This window comes from Alcaligenes sp. RM2, from assembly GCF_052931795.1.
Window position 1 is genome coordinate 409,282 of sequence record NZ_JBRFIO010000001.1, and the last position, 17,334, is coordinate 426,615.

20 protein-coding genes are annotated in these 17,334 nt (G+C 57.0%); 9 read left to right on the top strand and 11 right to left on the bottom strand.

Going from position 1 to position 17,334, the window contains the following annotated elements; genetic code table 11:
* The first annotated feature begins 24 nt into the window (after positions 1–24).
* The 6 genes from ACU6HM_RS01850 (at position 25) to ACU6HM_RS01875 (ending at position 5,199) form a co-directional block, all read left to right on the top strand.
* Positions 25–501, top strand: a complete 477-nt coding sequence (locus ACU6HM_RS01850; RefSeq protein ID WP_223254057.1) for an FKBP-type peptidyl-prolyl cis-trans isomerase — start codon at positions 25–27, stop codon at positions 499–501.
* Positions 501–1,472 carry a 4-hydroxy-3-methylbut-2-enyl diphosphate reductase gene (ispH, locus tag ACU6HM_RS01855; RefSeq protein ID WP_009456459.1) on the top strand — a complete coding sequence of 324 codons (972 nt, stop codon included), beginning with the start codon at positions 501–503 and terminating at the stop codon, positions 1,470–1,472. The genes ACU6HM_RS01850 and ispH overlap by 1 nt, the downstream gene beginning before the upstream one ends.
* 33 nt (positions 1,473–1,505) lie before the next feature.
* Positions 1,506–2,153 carry a maleylacetoacetate isomerase gene (gene maiA, locus ACU6HM_RS01860; RefSeq protein WP_009456458.1) on the top strand — a complete coding sequence of 216 codons (648 nt, stop codon included), beginning with the start codon at positions 1,506–1,508 and terminating at the stop codon, positions 2,151–2,153.
* A gap of 117 nt (positions 2,154–2,270) precedes the next feature.
* Positions 2,271–3,146 carry an NAD(P)-dependent oxidoreductase gene (locus tag ACU6HM_RS01865; RefSeq protein WP_446763285.1) on the top strand — a complete coding sequence of 292 codons (876 nt, stop codon included), beginning with the start codon at positions 2,271–2,273 and terminating at the stop codon, positions 3,144–3,146.
* 78 nt (positions 3,147–3,224) lie between these two features.
* Positions 3,225–4,679, top strand: a complete 1,455-nt coding sequence (locus ACU6HM_RS01870) for a YdgA family protein (protein WP_009456455.1) — start codon at positions 3,225–3,227, stop codon at positions 4,677–4,679.
* Between the two features lie 142 nt (positions 4,680–4,821).
* Positions 4,822–5,199 (top strand): hypothetical protein, encoded by a 378-nt coding sequence (locus ACU6HM_RS01875; RefSeq protein ID WP_009456454.1) that lies wholly within the window; start codon positions 4,822–4,824, stop codon positions 5,197–5,199.
* Positions 5,200–5,206: 7 nt separating this feature from the next.
* Here the strand turns inward: ACU6HM_RS01875 and ACU6HM_RS01880 are convergent, their stop codons facing one another.
* From ACU6HM_RS01880 to ACU6HM_RS01925, 10 genes are all read right to left on the bottom strand, one after another.
* Positions 5,207–5,977, bottom strand: coding sequence for a MipA/OmpV family protein (locus ACU6HM_RS01880; protein ID WP_009456452.1), 771 nt, complete (start codon positions 5,975–5,977; stop codon positions 5,207–5,209).
* 131 nt (positions 5,978–6,108) lie between these two features.
* The gene (locus ACU6HM_RS01885) at positions 6,109–6,411 is read right to left on the bottom strand and encodes a DsrE family protein (protein ID WP_009456361.1); all 303 of its coding nucleotides are present in this window, start codon (positions 6,409–6,411) and stop codon (positions 6,109–6,111) included.
* A 21-nt stretch (positions 6,412–6,432) separates the two neighbouring features.
* Positions 6,433–7,206: a thiol:disulfide interchange protein DsbG gene (gene dsbG / locus ACU6HM_RS01890; protein ID WP_336971385.1), complete on the bottom strand. Its 774-nt coding sequence runs from the start codon at positions 7,204–7,206 to the stop codon at positions 6,433–6,435.
* Between the two features lie 150 nt (positions 7,207–7,356).
* Positions 7,357–7,968, bottom strand: a complete 612-nt coding sequence (locus ACU6HM_RS01895) for a Maf family protein (protein WP_336971387.1) — start codon at positions 7,966–7,968, stop codon at positions 7,357–7,359.
* A gap of 24 nt (positions 7,969–7,992) precedes the next feature.
* Positions 7,993–8,463: a 23S rRNA (pseudouridine(1915)-N(3))-methyltransferase RlmH gene (gene rlmH / locus ACU6HM_RS01900; RefSeq protein ID WP_009456141.1), complete on the bottom strand. Its 471-nt coding sequence runs from the start codon at positions 8,461–8,463 to the stop codon at positions 7,993–7,995.
* Between the two features lie 73 nt (positions 8,464–8,536).
* On the bottom strand, positions 8,537–8,941 hold the full coding sequence (rsfS, locus tag ACU6HM_RS01905) for a ribosome silencing factor (protein ID WP_009456142.1): 405 nt from the start codon (positions 8,939–8,941) through the stop codon (positions 8,537–8,539).
* A gap of 8 nt (positions 8,942–8,949) precedes the next feature.
* Positions 8,950–9,567, bottom strand: a complete 618-nt coding sequence (gene nadD / locus ACU6HM_RS01910) for a nicotinate (nicotinamide) nucleotide adenylyltransferase (protein WP_009456143.1) — start codon at positions 9,565–9,567, stop codon at positions 8,950–8,952.
* Positions 9,558–10,463: an oxygen-dependent coproporphyrinogen oxidase gene (gene hemF / locus ACU6HM_RS01915; protein ID WP_022983308.1), complete on the bottom strand. Its 906-nt coding sequence runs from the start codon at positions 10,461–10,463 to the stop codon at positions 9,558–9,560. The genes nadD and hemF overlap by 10 nt, the downstream gene beginning before the upstream one ends.
* A gap of 21 nt (positions 10,464–10,484) precedes the next feature.
* The gene (gene purD, locus ACU6HM_RS01920) at positions 10,485–11,774 is read right to left on the bottom strand and encodes a phosphoribosylamine--glycine ligase (RefSeq protein WP_022983309.1); all 1,290 of its coding nucleotides are present in this window, start codon (positions 11,772–11,774) and stop codon (positions 10,485–10,487) included.
* A gap of 47 nt (positions 11,775–11,821) precedes the next feature.
* Complete coding sequence (locus tag ACU6HM_RS01925; protein ID WP_026483044.1) at positions 11,822–12,553, bottom strand: YebC/PmpR family DNA-binding transcriptional regulator; 732 nt, start codon at positions 12,551–12,553, stop codon at positions 11,822–11,824.
* A gap of 139 nt (positions 12,554–12,692) precedes the next feature.
* Between ACU6HM_RS01925 and ACU6HM_RS01930 the strand changes: the two genes are divergently transcribed.
* The 3 genes from ACU6HM_RS01930 (at position 12,693) to ACU6HM_RS01940 (ending at position 16,332) form a co-directional block, all read left to right on the top strand.
* Positions 12,693–14,195: a helicase HerA-like domain-containing protein gene (locus ACU6HM_RS01930; RefSeq protein ID WP_446763286.1), complete on the top strand. Its 1,503-nt coding sequence runs from the start codon at positions 12,693–12,695 to the stop codon at positions 14,193–14,195.
* Positions 14,195–15,133, top strand: coding sequence for a 2-hydroxyacid dehydrogenase (locus ACU6HM_RS01935; RefSeq protein WP_446763287.1), 939 nt, complete (start codon positions 14,195–14,197; stop codon positions 15,131–15,133). The genes ACU6HM_RS01930 and ACU6HM_RS01935 overlap by 1 nt, the downstream gene beginning before the upstream one ends.
* Before the next feature lie 128 nt (positions 15,134–15,261).
* The gene (locus tag ACU6HM_RS01940) at positions 15,262–16,332 is read left to right on the top strand and encodes a tartrate dehydrogenase (RefSeq protein WP_035272581.1); all 1,071 of its coding nucleotides are present in this window, start codon (positions 15,262–15,264) and stop codon (positions 16,330–16,332) included.
* Between the two features lie 4 nt (positions 16,333–16,336).
* Here ACU6HM_RS01940 and ACU6HM_RS01945 read toward each other — a convergent pair whose 3' ends face one another.
* Positions 16,337–17,197, bottom strand: coding sequence for a DMT family transporter (locus ACU6HM_RS01945; protein ID WP_115633896.1), 861 nt, complete (start codon positions 17,195–17,197; stop codon positions 16,337–16,339).
* Positions 17,198–17,334 lie beyond the last annotated feature (137 nt).

The window sequence follows — 17,334 nt, forward strand, 5'->3', positions numbered from 1 at the left end:
AATGATTTTCTATAGTGAGCGATCGTGAGTAACTCTGCTAGTTCCGAGCTTGGAATTGTCCGTCAGGATTCCTACCTGACTTTGCACTATCGTATAGAGCTGGCCAGTGGCCCGGCGGCAGGCTCTGTGTTTGCGGATACCTTTACGGGCCGCCCGGCGACCTTGCAACTGGGCAATGGTCAGTGGGCTCCTGGCATGGAAGAGAAATTGCTGGGGCATCGTGAAGACGAGCGCTTTCAGCTCGACATCACCCCTGAAGATGCTTACGGCGCCCGTAACCCGGACCTCTTGCAGCGCATCACTCGCGAAATGCTGGCCAGCAATGCCGCCGAAGGCGTGGAGTTCGTACCCGGTGATATGGTGGAGTTTGCCGCCCCTAATGGCAGCCGCTATTCGGGTGTACTCAAGGAAATCGACGACAAGACGGCCTTGTTCGATTTCAACCATCCCTTGGCCGGCGTGGCCTTGCGCCTGGATGTACATATTTTGGGGATTCTGTAATGAGTCAAGCTACTCCCGTTCAGAACGCTGAGGTTGTTCTGGCCCAGCCCCGTGGATTCTGTGCTGGGGTCGACCGCGCGATTGATATTGTCGAACGCGCTTTGGAATTGCACGGCGCACCCATTTACGTGCGCCATGAAATCGTCCATAACCGTTACGTGGTGGAAGACCTGCGCAATAAAGGGGCGATCTTTATTAAAGAGCTGGACGAGGCTCCCTCGGGTGCAATCGTTATTTTTTCGGCTCACGGCGTATCGCGTCAGGTGCGTGACGATGCCGAAAAGCGTGGTCTGAAAGTCTTTGACGCCACGTGCCCGCTGGTGACCAAAGTGCATATCGAGGTCTCTCGCATGCGCGCCGAAGGCCGGGAAATCATCATGATTGGTCACGTCGGACACCCTGAAGTCGAGGGTACGCTGGGGCAGGCTGACGGCGGCATGTACCTGGTGGAAACGCCCGAGGACGTCGCTAACCTGAAAGTGGCCGATCCCGACAAGCTGGCCTTTGTGACGCAAACCACCTTGTCCGTGGACGATGCGGCAGTTGTGGCCCAGGCCTTGCGTGAACGCTTCCCCAATATTGTGGAACCCAAGAAAAGCGATATCTGTTATGCCACACAGAACCGTCAGGATGCGGTCAAGATCATGGCTCCACAGTGTGATCTGGTCCTGGTGGTGGGCAGTACCAATAGCTCCAACTCCAATCGTTTGCGCGAAGTCGCCGAACGCAAGGGGGCTGAAGCCTATCTGCTGGATAAACCGGAAATGATTGATCCGGCCTGGCTGGTCGGTAAAAAGCGCGTGGGTGTGACGGCCGGCGCTTCTGCTCCGGAAGTTCTGGTGAATCAGGTGATTCAGCGCTTGCAGGAACTGGGCGTAGGCAAAGTGCGGGCCTTGGATGGTGTGGAAGAAAACATTGCCTTCCCGCTGCCCCGAGAACTGTCGCGCAAGATTGAAAGCCTGAACAAATAAAAAACGATTTTTGCAGGGTGGACAGGAGACAAGATGATTCTGTATAGCTACTTTCGCAGTTCCGCCGCTTACCGGGTGCGGATTGGTCTGAACCTCAAGGGGCTGGACTACCAGATCAAGCCTGTACACCTGCTCAAGGATGGTGGTCAGCAGCATCAGCCCGATTATGTGCAGGTCAATCCCGTGCAACTGCTGCCTGCTTTGGATGATGATGGTCTGATCATCACGCAATCCCTGGCCATCCTGGAATATCTGGACGAACGCTATCCTGAACTGCCTTTGTTGCCCAAAGCGTCGGCAGAGCGGGCTTGGGCACGTTCCATGGCCCAAACCGTGGCTTGTGATATTCATCCGCTGAATAATCTGCGCGTGTTGCAGTATTTGAAAAACGAACTGCACGCCCAGGAGGATGCTCGCAATCAATGGTATCGCCATTGGGTCAGCGTAGGGTTGGAAGGCCTGGAAGCCTTGGTGCAGCGCCATGGCAAAAAGGATCATGACTTTATTTTTGGTGATACTCCTGGTCTTGCCGAAATCTGCCTGATTCCTCAAATGTTCAATGCCCGTCGTTTTGACATTGATCTCAGCACATTTCCACGCCTCTTGGCTGTGGAGGAAAAATGTCTGGAGCTGTCCGCCTTTCAGGAAGCGGCCCCCGACCGCCAGCCCGACGCGGCTTGAGTATCAGCATAAGGGCGGTCCCTTGTTGGGCCGACCAGACTTCACCCGCCTGACAGGCGGGTTTTTCTTGCCCCGCTTCAATTGGCTGGATGATGTTGGGGGCGTAAAGGACGAGACATGAATATTGGTTTTTGTGGTTTGGGCCGTATGGGTCAGCCTATGGTGCACCGCTTGTTGAAGGCCGGTCATCAGGTTCGTATCTGGAATCGTTCCAAAGACAAGGGGCAAGCCCTGATCGAAGCCGGTGCCCACTGGTGCGATACCCCGGCGCAAATGGCCGAGCAGTGCGAAGCCGTTTTCCTGTGTGTCTTCGATGCACAGGCGGTGCACGACACGGTCCTGGGCGAGCAGGGCCTGGCGTCGGTGCAGGGAGCCTTGCGGATTGTGGTGGACCATTCCTCGATTCCTCCACAGGCCACACGCGAGATGGCTGCCCAATTGCAGCAACGTTGCAGGGCTCATTGGCTGGATGCTCCGGTATCCGGTGGTGTGGGCGGAGCAGAACAAGGCACGCTGGCCATCATGGTGGGCGGGCAGGCGGCGCAGCTGGATCGTGTTCGTCCGGTGCTGGCCGCGTATTCGCAGCGCGTCACCTTGATGGGGGCGGTAGGGGCCGGCCAAGTAACAAAGTTATGCAATCAGACCATTGTGGCCACCACCTTGACCGCTATCGCCGAGGCCTTGAGCCTGGCCAATGACAATGGCGTGGACGCCTCCAAAATCAGTGAGGCCCTGGGGGGCGGTTGGGCCGATTCGGTTTTGCTGCAATTGTTCGTGCCGCGCATGACTACGCCCGACAATCAAGTAAAAGCGTCGGTCGATACCATGTTGAAGGATTTGAATACCGTGGCGGAGCTGGCCAGTGCCAGTCACACCAGCATGCCAGTGGCTCATGCAGCCCAGCAAACCTATCGTGCGGCCCATCGTTTGGGCTTGGGCGCAGACGATGTCGCTCGCATTACACATGTGAATAGTTACAATTACGGGGAATAAACTACCATCAGTCAAACTTAGTTTCGGTATTATGTCGGCTATTTGAAGTTGGGACTGTAGGTCTACAAAAGGGAAGTCATGAAGAAAAGTACAGGGCTGGTCACACTGGTTGTCGTGTTAGCGGCCGCATACGGCGGTTCGACCTGGTACACCGGTAAGAAAACTGAAGCGCTGGTGGGTGAGAAAGTGGCCCAGTTCAACACCCTGGCTGCCGAGCAGATGCAGCAAATGGGCATGAGCGAGTCGGTCGTCATGAACGTGGTGGACTACCAACGTGGCGTATTTTCCTCTACTGCTCGTTACACCATCACCATCAAGCCTTCCGACGCTGAAGAGAAGCCTCTGGAGCTGACTTTTGATGACAAGATCAGCCATGGCCCGCTGCCTATGTCGGCAATGGCTCTGGGCAACTTCACTCCTGTTGCCGCCTTGTCGCACAGCACTCTGGTCAAGACCAAAGACACCGAAGGCTGGTACAAGCTGACGGGCGACAAGACCCCTTTGTGGGCGGACAGCCTGGTCGGTTTTGACGGTGCCGTGGACTCCAATGTGCATTTTGAAGCCATCAAGCACCAAGGCGACGAAGTCAAAGTGGACTTCAGCGGTGGTCAATTGCGCACCAAAGCCGGTGGCAAGAGCAAAGATATTGTTGTGACCGGCAGCTTCCCCAAGCTGTTTGTTGACGACATCAGCGCAGATCCCTTGAAGCTTGAGGCCTCCAACTTCGTGGTGGACTTCAAGCAAGACGGTGACATCAATGTCAGCGGCACCCAGGTCGGCAAGCTGAGCGTTGATGACGTCAAGATGCAATCTGCCGAGACCGATGGCATTACCTTCAAGCAGATCGCCATCAATTCCGATGCGGTCACCAAAGACTCCGTCAGTGATACCAAGGTTGTTTACGCGCTGACTGATCTGGTGTTTGAAGACAAGGTCAAGCTGGGTTCGGTTGAGCTGTCGATGAACTTTGACCGCGTTTACGCACCTGCAATCTCCGCTCTGTCCAAGCTGATTTCCGATTCCAATCTGCAAAACGATATGGATTCGGTAGATGGCCCAACGGCTCAGAAGATGATGGAACTGGTGCTGCAGGCGCTGGAGCACAAGCCTGTGCTGCGTGTTGAGCCTCTGCGTTGGTACACCGCCGCTGGCGAGTCCAAAGCCACGCTGCGCATGGACTTCCAAAAACCCAATGCGACCTTGCAAGAGCTGCAAACCAGCCCTGAAATGTGGATCGAAGCCATTCCTGCTGCTCAGCTGGATGTTTTGATTTCCAAGCCCATGCTGCGTGGCCTGGCTGCCGAGATGGACAAGGCTGAAGGCCTGTCGCCTGAAGAAGGCAATGCTGCCATGCTGGACATGATTCTGGATGCGGCTGTCGCTCCCTACGCCGAATCCAATATGGTCAAGAATGACGAGAACGGCATTTCCACGACCATCAAGTACGAGGGCAAGGATCGCGTGTTCGACATCAACGGTCAGCGTTTCACTTCCGAGCAATTGCTTGGTCTGGTCCTGATGGGCATGATGTAATTCGTCTGGGCCTGGTCCAGCGTAAAGCCCACCGAAATTCGGTGGGCTTTTTTTTACTGTCGGGCCGTCCCAGGGTGGAGCGCAAGCCGAAGGCGCAGCGTGGGGGCCTTTTTTATTTAATCAGCGAAGGGAGCCAGATTTTATGGCCAGCTTATCGGATCAGCTGTCTCGGCTGGTGTACAGCACGGAACAAGGGCGTATGTGTCCTGATTGCGGGCAGCCACAAAAGCAATGTCGTTGCGAGGAGAATCGGCGCGAGCAAAGCCTGTCTCAGGCTCAGGGGCCGGTGCGCTTGAGTCTGGAAACCAAGGGGCGAAAAGGGAAGGGAGTGACCGTGGTAACGGGCCTGGTGATGCCCGAGGAGCAGCTCAAGGCGCTGGTCAAGGAACTGAAGAACGCCTGTGGAGCGGGAGGGACGCTGAAAGAGGGAACGCTGGAGATTCAGGGCGATCATCGAGCCGTTGTGCAGGCACGCCTGGAACACAACGGCTTGACGGTCAAGCGGGTCGGCAGACCCTGACAGGAATTTAGAAGCTGTAGCCCAAGCCTACGCCACCAAAGACGCTGCTTTTCTTCTCGACCAGCGGGCTGTCTTTGGCTTCCTCACCCAAGGTGTTCACGCCCAGCAGACCTTGCAGGGACCAGCTTTCGCTGATCTTGTGGGTGTACTGGCCGTACAAGGCATAAGAGCGCAAACCAGCGTCAGGGCGGTAGGTGCGCAGTTGTCCATTGCTGCCAGCAGCTTCATGCGACTTCACGCCAAAGTAGGTGCGCATGGCTTTTTCGTTGGACCATTTCAATTCGGCACCCAGCGAGAAGCTGCTGTCCTGATCGTTCCAGAGGCGGTAGCTCAAATCCAGAACGGCCGTGGCGCCATAACCGCTTTTCAGTGCCTGGTAGTAGCTGCCTTCAATCTTGGCATTGCCCAGTTGGTAAGCAGTAAATACACCCAGATTGCCGTGACGATCAATATCATCAGTTCCGTACAGGCGGTCGGCATCACCGGATTTACGGGCACGGGCCAGAGCGGCGTAAGTACCGATAGTCCAGTTGTCTGTCAGATTGGTTTGCAGACCGATGGCAGGCATGCCTGCTTTGGGGGCCAGGAAAAAATGGCCGTTACGGTGCGAGAGCAGAGGGTAGAAACGGCCGTCGTAGCTGTCAGCCCCTTCGTACTTGGGGGCAAAACCAACACCGACACCCACGGTAGTTTGCTGTGCAAGTGCCTGGCTGGTTCCTAAAGCACATAAAGCCAGTAAAAGGCAGGGACGCAGAGCAGAACGGACGAGGGTGGGCATGACAGATTCCTTGTGATACGGGTAAAAACAGGCCCGCTTGTCGCGAGCTTAGCTATCGTATCAAGGTTTGGGTGGGGGCAGGCAGAATCATGACCGGCCAGTATGGTCTGTTGTTCTGGCCCTACACCCCATCAGGCTCGAATGTAAATCCAGTTTTCCGCCTGCAGTTTCACCAGGGCAGTGATGGCCCCTTGCTCCAAGGTTTGGAAGCGTTCTGGCGCACTGAGGGACTGATTGCGCAGCGTGTTGGGGCACAGGTAGGTGTAGGCGTCGCAATCGTGTTCCGCGCCTTCTACGCAAGCTTTAACGGCCTGCGCATTGGCGATGATGCGAATCTGGGCATCCGGTATGTCCTTGAGCAAGTTGCGCGCATTGCTGCGGGCGCGCTCCAGGGCATGAACGGTGGGGGCATGCAAGAGAACACGAGTGCTCATGAATAAACGTCCTGCTTGAAATTAGCGTGGGCCAAAAACGCGTTCGGTAATATCGGGTGAAGCGCCGGTCTGCATTTGAATGCGACCTTGCTCATCCTGCCAGACCATGGCGGGGGTGGCACGCAAATCCCAGCCCATCATCAGATCTTCATTGCGGGTCAGATCGGCTTCGATATCACTGGGCACGCTGTCCAGGCCTTTCACTCCGGCGCTGCGATCTTTCAGCATGGCCAAAGAGTGCTCGTTCAAGGCCTTTGTGGGATCCTTGGCAGCCAGGATGGCAGCCGATTTCAGGCTGCTGCTGGGGGCCAGAATGCCCACCATGACGTGGCGCAGCTGTACTTTGCCGGACTCAACCCAGGGGCGAGCCATTTGCCAGAACTGCATGCAGTAAGGGCAATTCGGGTCGGTAAACACGTAGACCACGCGTGGGGCCTTGTCGTCGCCATCCTTGATCCAGCGGGATTTTTCCAGTTTGCCCAGCATGTCCTTGGCAATGGCGGGTTGCACCAGTTCGTCCAGACCGGCCGGGCGTACCTCTTCACCCTTGGCATCGATCATGGTGCCCACCATCATGTGCTGCCCGTCGGGCAGGTTATAGATGGCCAATGCGCGATTCCCGCTATACGCACCCCAGGCTTTCAGACCACCGGGAGCATCAAATTCGCCCACAATGGATAGCCCTTGCTCTTCCAGGGCCTTCAGGGCAGCGGGGCGGTCGGCGGCTTGGACGACGGTGCTGACGCACAGTAAACCGGCCAAGGCAAGACGGATCGAAAAAGAGGAAAGCGGCATGGTGGTTAATCCTGCAAAACAGTCGGTGAATGTATATATCCAGAAAATATATACTAAGATCAAAATTGAATAAAAGAATGGGACTAGGCCTTGCCTGGATAGTTCCCCATTCCTGTTCTGATCAGGTTGTTTCTCTGCATTAGCCGGTCTTTAAGCGCGGATCTTCAGATTGGCCAGTTCCAGCAAGCGGTAGGTTTCGTGAACAGGCAAGCCCATTACGCCGGTATAGCTGCCACTCAAGTGGCTGATAAAGGCACCGCCCAGACCTTGAATGCCATAGGCTCCCGCTTTACCCATAGGCTCGCCGCTGGCGCAGTATTCCGCAATTTCTTGTTCGTTCAGAGTTTTGAAGCTGACTTCGCTGATGCTGATACTTTCAAACTCCACACCACCTACGCCCAGGGATAAGGCGGTCATCACTTTGTGACGGCGGCCCGAGAGCTCGCGCAAGATACGTGCGGCATCGGCCAGATCAGAAGGTTTGCCAAATATGGTCTCGTCCATGCAGACCGTGGTGTCGGCACTCAAAATAGCGCGCTCCTGATCCAGACTGCTGTACTGTGCCCGCCATTCCAGGGCGCGCAGCAGCTTGTCGCGAGCCGTGCGACGGACATAATCCAGCACCGCTTCCTGTTCCAGACGCGGTTCATCCTCGCCCGGAGGGCTGGGCACATGCAGGACTTCATGAGTGATCTGGATGCTGTTGAGCAGATCGTGGCGACGTGGACTGGCTGAGGCCAGATAGATGGGCTGAAAAGGCATAAGAAACCAGGACTAAAAGAAGGTTCAGGCGCGGTGGTAAGGATGCCCGGTCATGACGGACCAGGCGCGATACAGTTGCTCGGCCAGAAAGATACGTACCAAGGGGTGGGGCAGGGTCAGGGAGGACAGACGCAACATGCCGTGGCAGCTTTGCTTGAGTGCCGCATCCAGTCCGTCCGGGCCACCGACCAGAATGGCAATATCCTGACCGCTGCTGCGCCAACGCTCCAGCTCCTGAGCCAGCTTGACGGTGGTCAGGTCCTTGCCGCGTTCGTCCAGGGCGATGCGCATCGCCTGGGCGGGAATGGCCGCTTCAATGCGTTTGGCCTCGGCCTGCATCATCTGGGCAGGCGTCTTGCCGCTGGTACGGGGTTCGGCCTTGATTTCGCGCAGTTCTATGGCGCAGTCCTGGGGCATGCGGCGAGCATATTCCTGCCAGCCTTGTTCCACCCAGTCGGGCATGCGCTGACCTACCGCGATGACAATGAGTTTCATGGAATGTCGTAAAAGAAAAAAGGCCGCATCGTAAGCTGCGGCCCGGGTATTGCCGACAGGACAGTGGAAGGGCTTAGTCTTCGTCTTCGTCGGCGCTGGCGAAAAAGCCAGCCGGTGGAACCTGGCGCGATTGCGGCAGCAGTTCCACTTCGACAGGGCGTTCGCCCCAAAGTTCTTCCAGGTTGTAGTACTGGCGGATGGCCGGCTGCATGCAATGCACCACGATGTCACCCAAATCCAGCAACACCCATTCGCCGGTGTCCTCGCCTTCATGGGCCAGGACTTCGACCTTGTTTTGGCGTGCCTTGTCAAACACGCTCTGGGCCAGAGCGCGGGTTTGCCGGTTGGAAGTACCACTGGCAATGACCACACGATCGAACAGGCCGGTCATGTGGGTAGTGCTAAAGACCTTGATGTCTTGAGCTTTGACGTCCTCGAGGGCATCGATGACGAGTCGTTGAAGTGTTTCTATATTCATAAAAAGAACTATACAGGGCGCGCCTGTGGGTGGGAAAGATAGAGCCGTTTTTTGTCAATGTATTGAGCGACTTCTTCCGGGACCAGGGCGGTGATGTTGTCACCGCGCTGCACTCGCTCCCGAATCTGGGTGGCCGAGATGTCCATGGGCAGAAAGTCAATCTGATGCAAACGGCGCTGAAGTCGACTCAGTTCCTGCTGCAAGGCGACGGGCGTCTCCAAAGGACTGCCGGGGCGCTGGGCAACAGCCAGTTCGACGTATTCAAGAATTTCTTGCCAGTCGTTCCAGCTGCAAAAATTATGCAGTTGGTCGCTGCCTAAAATCCAGTAGTAGCGCGACCCGGCGGGCAAGCTGCGCACCGTGTCGATGGTGTAGGTTGGGCCACCGCGCTCGATCTCTACGGGGTTGACCTGCAAGCCCGGATGGCTTTGGGCGGCCAGCTCGGCCATGACCAAACGATCCTGGGTGCTGGCACCCAAGGCGTCGCGTTGCCAGGGCTGGGCAGCGGGCAGCAACTGAACCTGGTCCAGCTGCAGCTGGTCGAACGCGGCAAGCGCCAGCGCCACATGAGCTTTATGGATGGGGTCGAAACTGCCACCCAGGAGCCCGACACGCTTTAAATCCATTCGCGAGGCACCAAGTATTGCGCCAGGGCCGCTTCTGGTGTGCCGGGTTCGGGCGACCAGTTGTAGCGCCAGCTCGCCTGGGGTGGCATGGACAACAGGATGGATTCCGTACGGCCACCCGATTGCAGGCCAAACAGGGTGCCACGGTCAAAGACCAGATTGAATTCGACATAGCGGCCGCGACGAATGGCCTGGAAGTCTCGATGCGCCTGGGTGTATTCCTGATCCATGCGGGCACGCACGATAGGTGCATAGGCATCGGTAAAGGAATTGCCCACGGAGCGGGTCAGGGCAAAGCTGGCTTCAAAGCCGGGCTCGTTCAGGTCGTCGTAGAAAATGCCGCCAATGCCACGGGTCTCGTTGCGGTGCTTCAGATAAAAATATTCGTCGCACCAGCGCTTGTAGCGCGGGTAGTAATCCGCACCGTGCGGCGCCAGAGCATCGTGGCACACCTGGTGGAAATGGCGGGCATCGTCTTCGTGCAGGTAGTAGGGCGTCAAGTCCAGACCGCCACCAAACCAGAACACATCCTCTTGATCCGCTGTCTGGGCCTGGGCCACAAACATGCGCACATTCATGTGCGTGGTGGGTACAAAGGGATTGCGCGGGTGAATCACCAGTGAAACACCCATGGCCTCCCAAGGGCGTCCGGCCAGTTCAGGGCGGTGGGCGCTGGCCGATGGAGGCAGGGTGTGGCCTTTGACATGGCTGAACAGAACGGCAGCCCGTTCAAAAACAGGGCCGTTCTCCAGCAGGCGGGACAGACCGCCACCGCCTTCTGGACGATCCCACTGGTCCGACTCGAAAGGCGTGCCATCCAGCTGCTCCAGAGTGTCCACGATGTGGCTTTGCAACTGACGGAAATAAGCCTGGACGGTATCAATGGGTAAAGACATGAAAAGACCTTGCTGCGACAATCAGGATTCACTGCTGGGCAGAGCGCGCCAGCCGATATCGGTGCGAAATTGCTTGCCGTCGAAATGCGTTTGGGAAATGGCCTCGTAAGCGGCTTCCTGAGCGCGACGGATGGAGTCGGCCATGGCGGTGACACACAATACACGACCACCCGTGGTGACCACGGTGCCGTCTTTCATCTGCGTGCCTGCATGGAAGGTGATGCACTCGTCGGTGTCTTTCGCAAATTGCGTGATGGCATCACCAGTACGAGGCTCTTCGGGGTAGTTGGCCGCGGCCAGTACCACGCCAATGGCAGTACGACGATCCCATTCGATAGTGGCCTCGTCCAACTTGCCAGCCAGAGCCAGTTCGAAGGTTTCGGTCAGATCGCTCTTGATGCGCATCATGATGGGCTGGGTTTCAGGGTCGCCCATGCGGCAGTTGAATTCCAGCACCTTGATGGGGCGGGTAGCGTCCGGGCCATCGTCAATCATCACGCCCGCGTACAGAAAGCCGGAGTAGGGCAAGCCTTCCTTGGCCATGCCTTGCATGGTGGGGTGAATGACTTCGCGCATGATTCGGTTATGCAGCGTGGGGCTGACGATAGGGGCGGGGGAGTAAGCACCCATGCCGCCTGTGTTCGGGCCCTGGTCGCCGTCTTTCAGGCGTTTGTGGTCCTGGCTGGTAGCCATGGGCAGCACATTCTTGCCGTCGCACATCACGATGAAACTGGCTTCTTCGCCGGTCAGGCATTCTTCCACGACCACGCGGGCACCGGCGGCACCAAAGCGACCATCACCCAGAATGTCGTCAATGGCGCCCAATGCTTCTTCCAGCGTGGTGGCCACAATCACGCCCTTGCCAGCGGCCAGGCCATCGGCCTTGACCACAATGGGAGCGCCTTGCTGACGGATGTAATCCTTGGCGGCGTCCGGATCGGTAAAGGTCGCGTAGGCCGCCGTCGGGATGTTGTGGCGCACCATGAAGGCTTTGGCATAGTCCTTGGAGCTTTCCAGCTGCGCGGCAGCCTGGGTGGGACCAAAGATTTTCAGACCGGCCGCACGGAAGGCGTCCACAATGCCTGCGGCCAGCGGTGCTTCCGGGCCGACGACAGTGAAGGCAATTTTTTCTTGCTTCACAAAGGCAATCAGTTCCTGGATATCGGTGATGGCCAGGTTTTCAATACGTTCGGCACGCGCGGTACCGCCATTGCCCGGGGCAACGTAGACAGTCTGCACGCGTGCAGATTGGGCCAGGCGCCATGCCAAGGCGTGTTCACGGCCGCCGCTGCCGACAACAAGTAGCTTCATAGTGATGAGTCGGGCAGGGCCCGCAAAGAGGAGTTTTCAGAAATAGCTTATTCGGCTTCGTCCATGACGGCGGTGGTGTAGACCTCTTGGACATCGTCCAGGCCTTCCAGTGCGTCCAGAAGTTTTTGCATCTTGACGGCATCGTCGCCGCTCAGTTCCGTTTCGTTCAGGGCTTTCATGACCACGCCTTCCACTTCAGGCGTCAGGCCAGCGGCCTGGAACGCGGCTTGCACAGCCGGGTAGTCCGTAGGAGCGCACAGCACTTCGATCAGGCCTTCTTCGTCGGTCACGATATCGTCGGCACCAGCTTCCAGGCCGATTTCCATAATCGTGTCTTCCGAAGTGCCCGGAGCGAACAGAAACTGACCGCAGTGGCGGAATTGAAACACGACCGAGCCGTCCAGACCCAGATTGCCGCCATTTTTTGTAAAGGCGTGACGCACATCCGAGACCGTACGCTGACGGTTGTCGGTCATGCAGTCCACAATCACGGCCGCGCCGTTAATACCGTAGCCCTCGTAGCGAATTTCTTCGTAGTTGGCATCATCCGCGCCGCCTGCGCCGCGCTGGATGGCGCGCAGAATGTTGTCTTTGGGCATATTGGCAGCGGTTGCCTTGTCCCAGGCCATGCGCAAACGTGGGTTGGACTCGGGGTCAGGGCCGCCGGCACGTGCGGCCACGGTGACCTCACGAATGATCTTGGTCCAAAGTTTGCCCCGTTTTGCGTCTTGACGACCTTTACGGTGCTGAATATTCGCCCATTTACTATGTCCGGCCATAAAGTATTACCAATTCAGTAGACTACGTTCAAAGAAAAACAGATCTATTTTAACCTGTCTGCGCGACAAGGCCCGAGCTTGGGCGAAAGTCGCTAGAATCTAGGCACTTGGCATTCTATCCGGAAGAGAACAAACAATCATGGCTGATCCAATTTTGCTTGCTCAGAATAGCGATACTCCCATTTACCTGTTGCCTGCGCTGGCCAATCGGCATGGTTGTATTACGGGGGCTACCGGGACGGGGAAGACCGTCACCTTGCAGGTTTTGGCCGAAGCCTTTTCCCGCCTGGGAACGCCGGTTTTTCTGGCCGACGCCAAAGGCGATTTGAGTGGAATTTCTCAAGCCGCCCAGCCTAATCCGAAATTGCAGGAGCGCCTGCAAAAGCTGAGCCTGCCCGAGCCAGCCTGGGGGGCGAACCCGGTCACCTTCTGGGATATTTTTGGCGAGCAGGGTCATCCGGTCCGGGCCACGATTTCCGACATGGGGCCTTTGCTGCTGTCCCGGATTCTGGAGTTGAACGATACCCAGGAAGGGATTCTCAATATCGTCTTTCGTCTGGCAGATGACGAGGGCCAGTTGATTCTGGACCTGAAGGATTTGCGCGCCGTGCTGCAAGACGTATCGGACCGTGCTGCCGAGCTGCGCAATCAGTATGGCAATATCGCAGCAGCCAGTGTGGGGGCAATCCAACGCGCCTTGCTGCGCCTGGAAACGCAGGGGGCGGATCGCTTCTTTGGTGAGCCAGCGCTGGATGTGATGGACTGGATTCGTACCGACTCGGCCGGGCGCGGCATGATCCATGTGCTGGCAGCCGACAAGCTGATGCAGTCACCCCGCTTGTACGCGGTCTTCCTGCTGTGGATGCTGGCCGATCTGTACGAGCGCCTGCCGGAAGTGGGCGATCTGGACAAACCGCGTCTGGTTTTCTTCTTTGACGAAGCCCACTTATTGTTTACAGGTGCACCAAAGGCTTTGCTGGAAAAAGTCGAGCAGGTTGTGCGTCTGATCCGCTCCAAAGGTGTGGGTATTTATTTCGTGACACAAAACCCGCTGGATATTCCCGATACCGTTCTGGGTCAGCTGGGTAATCGAGTACAGCACGCCTTGCGCGCCTTTACACCGCGTGATCAGAAAGCCGTCAAGACGGCAGCGCAAACCATGCGCCCCAATCCCGGTCTGGATATTGAAGCGGCCATTACCGAGTTGGGCGTGGGCGAGGCCCTGGTGTCCATGCTGGATGCCAAGGGGATTCCCACGCCTACCGAGCGTGCCTGGCTGGTGGCTCCGGGTAGCCGAATTGGCCCCGCTACCGATGCGGAGCGGCAAACGGTACGACAGGCGTCCTTGTTTGGCTTGAAGTACGACCAGGCAATTGACCGCGAATCCGCCTACGAGGTGCTGGCCAAAAAAGCGGCTGATGCGGCTGCCAATGGTGCCGCGGGTGCCACGCAGCCGGGAGCGGCGGCAGGCAAGGACGAAGGCCTGATGGGTGTCGTCAATGACTTTCTGTTTGGATCAACCGGGCCGCGTGGTGGCAAGAAGGACGGCCTGGTGCAAAGCATGATCAAAACCGAGACCAAACGGGCTGCCACCAAAGTGCTGCGTGGGGTATTGGGTTCTTTATTTGGAGGGAAACGTTAATGCCCACGCAACTGCCTCATTTAATTGTTGCCACCACAAGGCCATCAGAAACAACACGTTGGGCGGATGAATTCCGCAAAGCCTATCCCGATTGGAAAGTTGATGAGTTTGTAGCGGGTCAGCCCAGCACCGGGGCGACCTACGCCATCGTCTGGCAGCCGGATGCGGCCTTGTTCAAGCAAGAACCCCATTTGCGCGCCACCTTCAATCTGGGGGCGGGCGTGGATGCCGTCGCAGGGACCATCCCGGCCGAGATGCCTTTGTACCGCTTGGAAGATGCGGGCATGGCCGAGCAAATGGCCGAATATGCCTTGTATGGCGTGCTGCGTGCGGTAGGCCGTTTTCAGCCCTACGAGGAACAGGCGCGTGAAGGAAAGTGGAAAGCCTACCGTCCGATCGACCGCCGCCAGTGGCCAGTCGCTGTGCTGGGGCTGGGCGCGATTGGCAGCAAGATTGCCAAGGTCATCGCCAGTCTGGGCTATCCCGTACATGGCTGGTCGCGTCGTCTGCACGAAGCGGACTTCCCTTGCTATGCCGGTGAAAAGGGCCTGAAAGAGTGCGTCTCTGCCAGCCGTATCCTGGTCAACGCCTTGCCACTGACTCCGCAAACAGAAGGTTTGATCAACCGCGACGTATTGTCGAATTTGCAGCCTGGTGGCTATTTGATTAACGTCGCTCGCGGTGGCCACTTGGTCGATGCCGATGTGCTGGATGCTCTGAAGAGCGGTCATCTGTCAGGCGCTTTGCTGGATGCCTTTACCCAGGAGCCGTTGCCAGCCGATCATCCGTATTGGGGTATTCCTTCTGTGATGGTTACGCCTCATATTTCGGGTATCACCGTTCGTGAATTGGCATTGGAGCAAATTGGCTCGCGCATCGAGCTTTTGCAGCAAGGCAAGCCTGCGACTGGTCGGGTGAATCACAGTCAGGGCTATTAATCCTTAACCGATTTGGACTGGCCTGCCGGCACCGTGGAAGCTGGCAGGCTAATTGCTGTTTTGTGAACAGAGCAGCGTCTTTTCAGAATAAGGCCGTGGAGGCCATGTAAAACCACAAGGAAAGAGGAATGAGTAAAGTTCATCGTATTGCCGTGATCGCAGGAGATGGGATCGGCAAGGAAGTCATGCCGGAAGGGCTGCGTATTCTGGAAGTGGCCGCTCGCCGTCACGCCATCAATTTTGATTGGAAAGTTCTGGACTGGAGCTCGGACTACTACCAGAAGCACGGCACCATGATGCCTTCGGACTGGAAAGCCCAATTAATGGATACCGAGGCCATTTTCTTTGGCGCCATGGGCTGGCCTGATCTGGTTCCCGACCACGTTTCGCTGTGGGAATCTCTGTTCAAGTTCCGTCGTGAATTTGATCAATACATCAACTTGCGTCCTGTGCGTTTGATGCCTGGTGTGCGTTCGCCACTGGCAGGTCGTGAGCCCGGTGATATCGATTTCTTTATCGTGCGCGAGAACACCGAAGGTGAATACTCCAATAGCGGCGGCATCATGTTTGAGGGCACGCAGCGCGAAGTGGTGATTCAGGAAAGTGTCTTTACCCGCACGGGTACGGACCGAGTCTTGAAGTTCGCTTTTGAACTGGCTAAAAAACGCGGTAAACACGTTACTGCTGCGACCAAGTCCAACGGTATTTCGATTTCCATGCCCTGGTGGGATTCCCGCGTGGCCGCCATGGGCGAGCAATACCCGGATGTAAAGTGGGACAAGTATCACATCGATATTCTGTGTGCACACTTTGTGCAGCACCCGGACTGGTTTGATGTTGTTGTAGCTTCCAACCTGTTTGGCGATATCTTGTCCGATCTGGGCCCGGCATGTACCGGCACCATCGGCATTGCACCCTCGGCCAACCTGAACCCCGAACGCGTATTCCCCTCCTTGTTTGAGCCCGTGCACGGCTCGGCACCGGATATTTATGGCAAGGGCATTGCCAACCCGGTCGGTCAGATCTGGAGTGGTGCCTTGATGCTGGATTTCCTGGGCTACCCCCAGGCAGCCGCCGAAGTAGTGCAAGCCATTGAGCAGGTTCTGGCCAATGGCCCACGTACCCCTGATTTGGGTGGTCAGGCCAGCACAACACAAGTAGGGGAAGCGATCGCCCAAGTGTTGGAAGCGATCGCCTAAGCCATCAGTTGGACTTGGGTGGGCGCAAGCCTGCCCAAGTGATGGCTCCAATCATGATGGCGCCACCCAGCAGCGCACGGCTGCTGGGGTATTGAGCGAAAAGCAGCGCCGCAAAAGCGATGGCGTAGACAGGCTCCAGGGCGATCACAATCCCGGCACTGCGGGCATTCAAAACGCTTAGCGCAGAGACCAGCAGGTAATGCGACAAGGCCGTACAAAATACCCCCAGCAGTGCAATCCATACCCAGTCCACCAGCGTGCTGTCGCCCAGCAGCGGTATGGCAAAAGGCCAGCACATCAGGGCGACAAACAGGTTTTCCCACCAGGCCACTTGCTGTGCCGACAAGTGCTTGGCTGCGCGTCGGTTGATGAGGGTGAACATGGCGAAAGTAAAGCCGGAGGCAATGGCCCAGGCCAGGCCAATGGTGGATTGATCCTGGAAATCAAAAGAGGGGGTCACCAGCAACAAGCCCACGGTGACCAAGGCCAGAATGATCCACTCCGATACGGTAACGCGCTCGCGCAGTACGGCCCATTCACACAAGGTAATAAAGGCCGGGAAGCTGGCAAAGCCCAAGGTGGCAATGGCCACGCCGCCCACTTTAACGGCCACAAAAAAAGTGGCCCAGTGAATGGCCAGCATGATGGAGGCCATTAGCAGGGTGCGAAAGTCCGCTGCTTTCATGCCCTGACCTAAACCGCGCCCTTGAGAGCGAATGCTGATAAACAAGGCCAGGACTGCAAAGCTGGCTCGGCCCGCGGTGATCAGCATGGCGCCGACCTGAATGAGCTCACCAAAAATGCCAGTCAGTCCGAACAGAACGGCGGCCACATGAATGGCAGCCAGAGCACGTCCATGCGTCATGGAAAGCGATCCGAAAAAAAGGAGTCAATTTAGGCTATTCTGGTGTTTTATATCAGCCAGTGATAGGGCTAGTGGGTCGGGCAGGCAATAAGAGCAAGGCATTATTCTAAGACATTGCTACGGGCCCCTCATCAAAG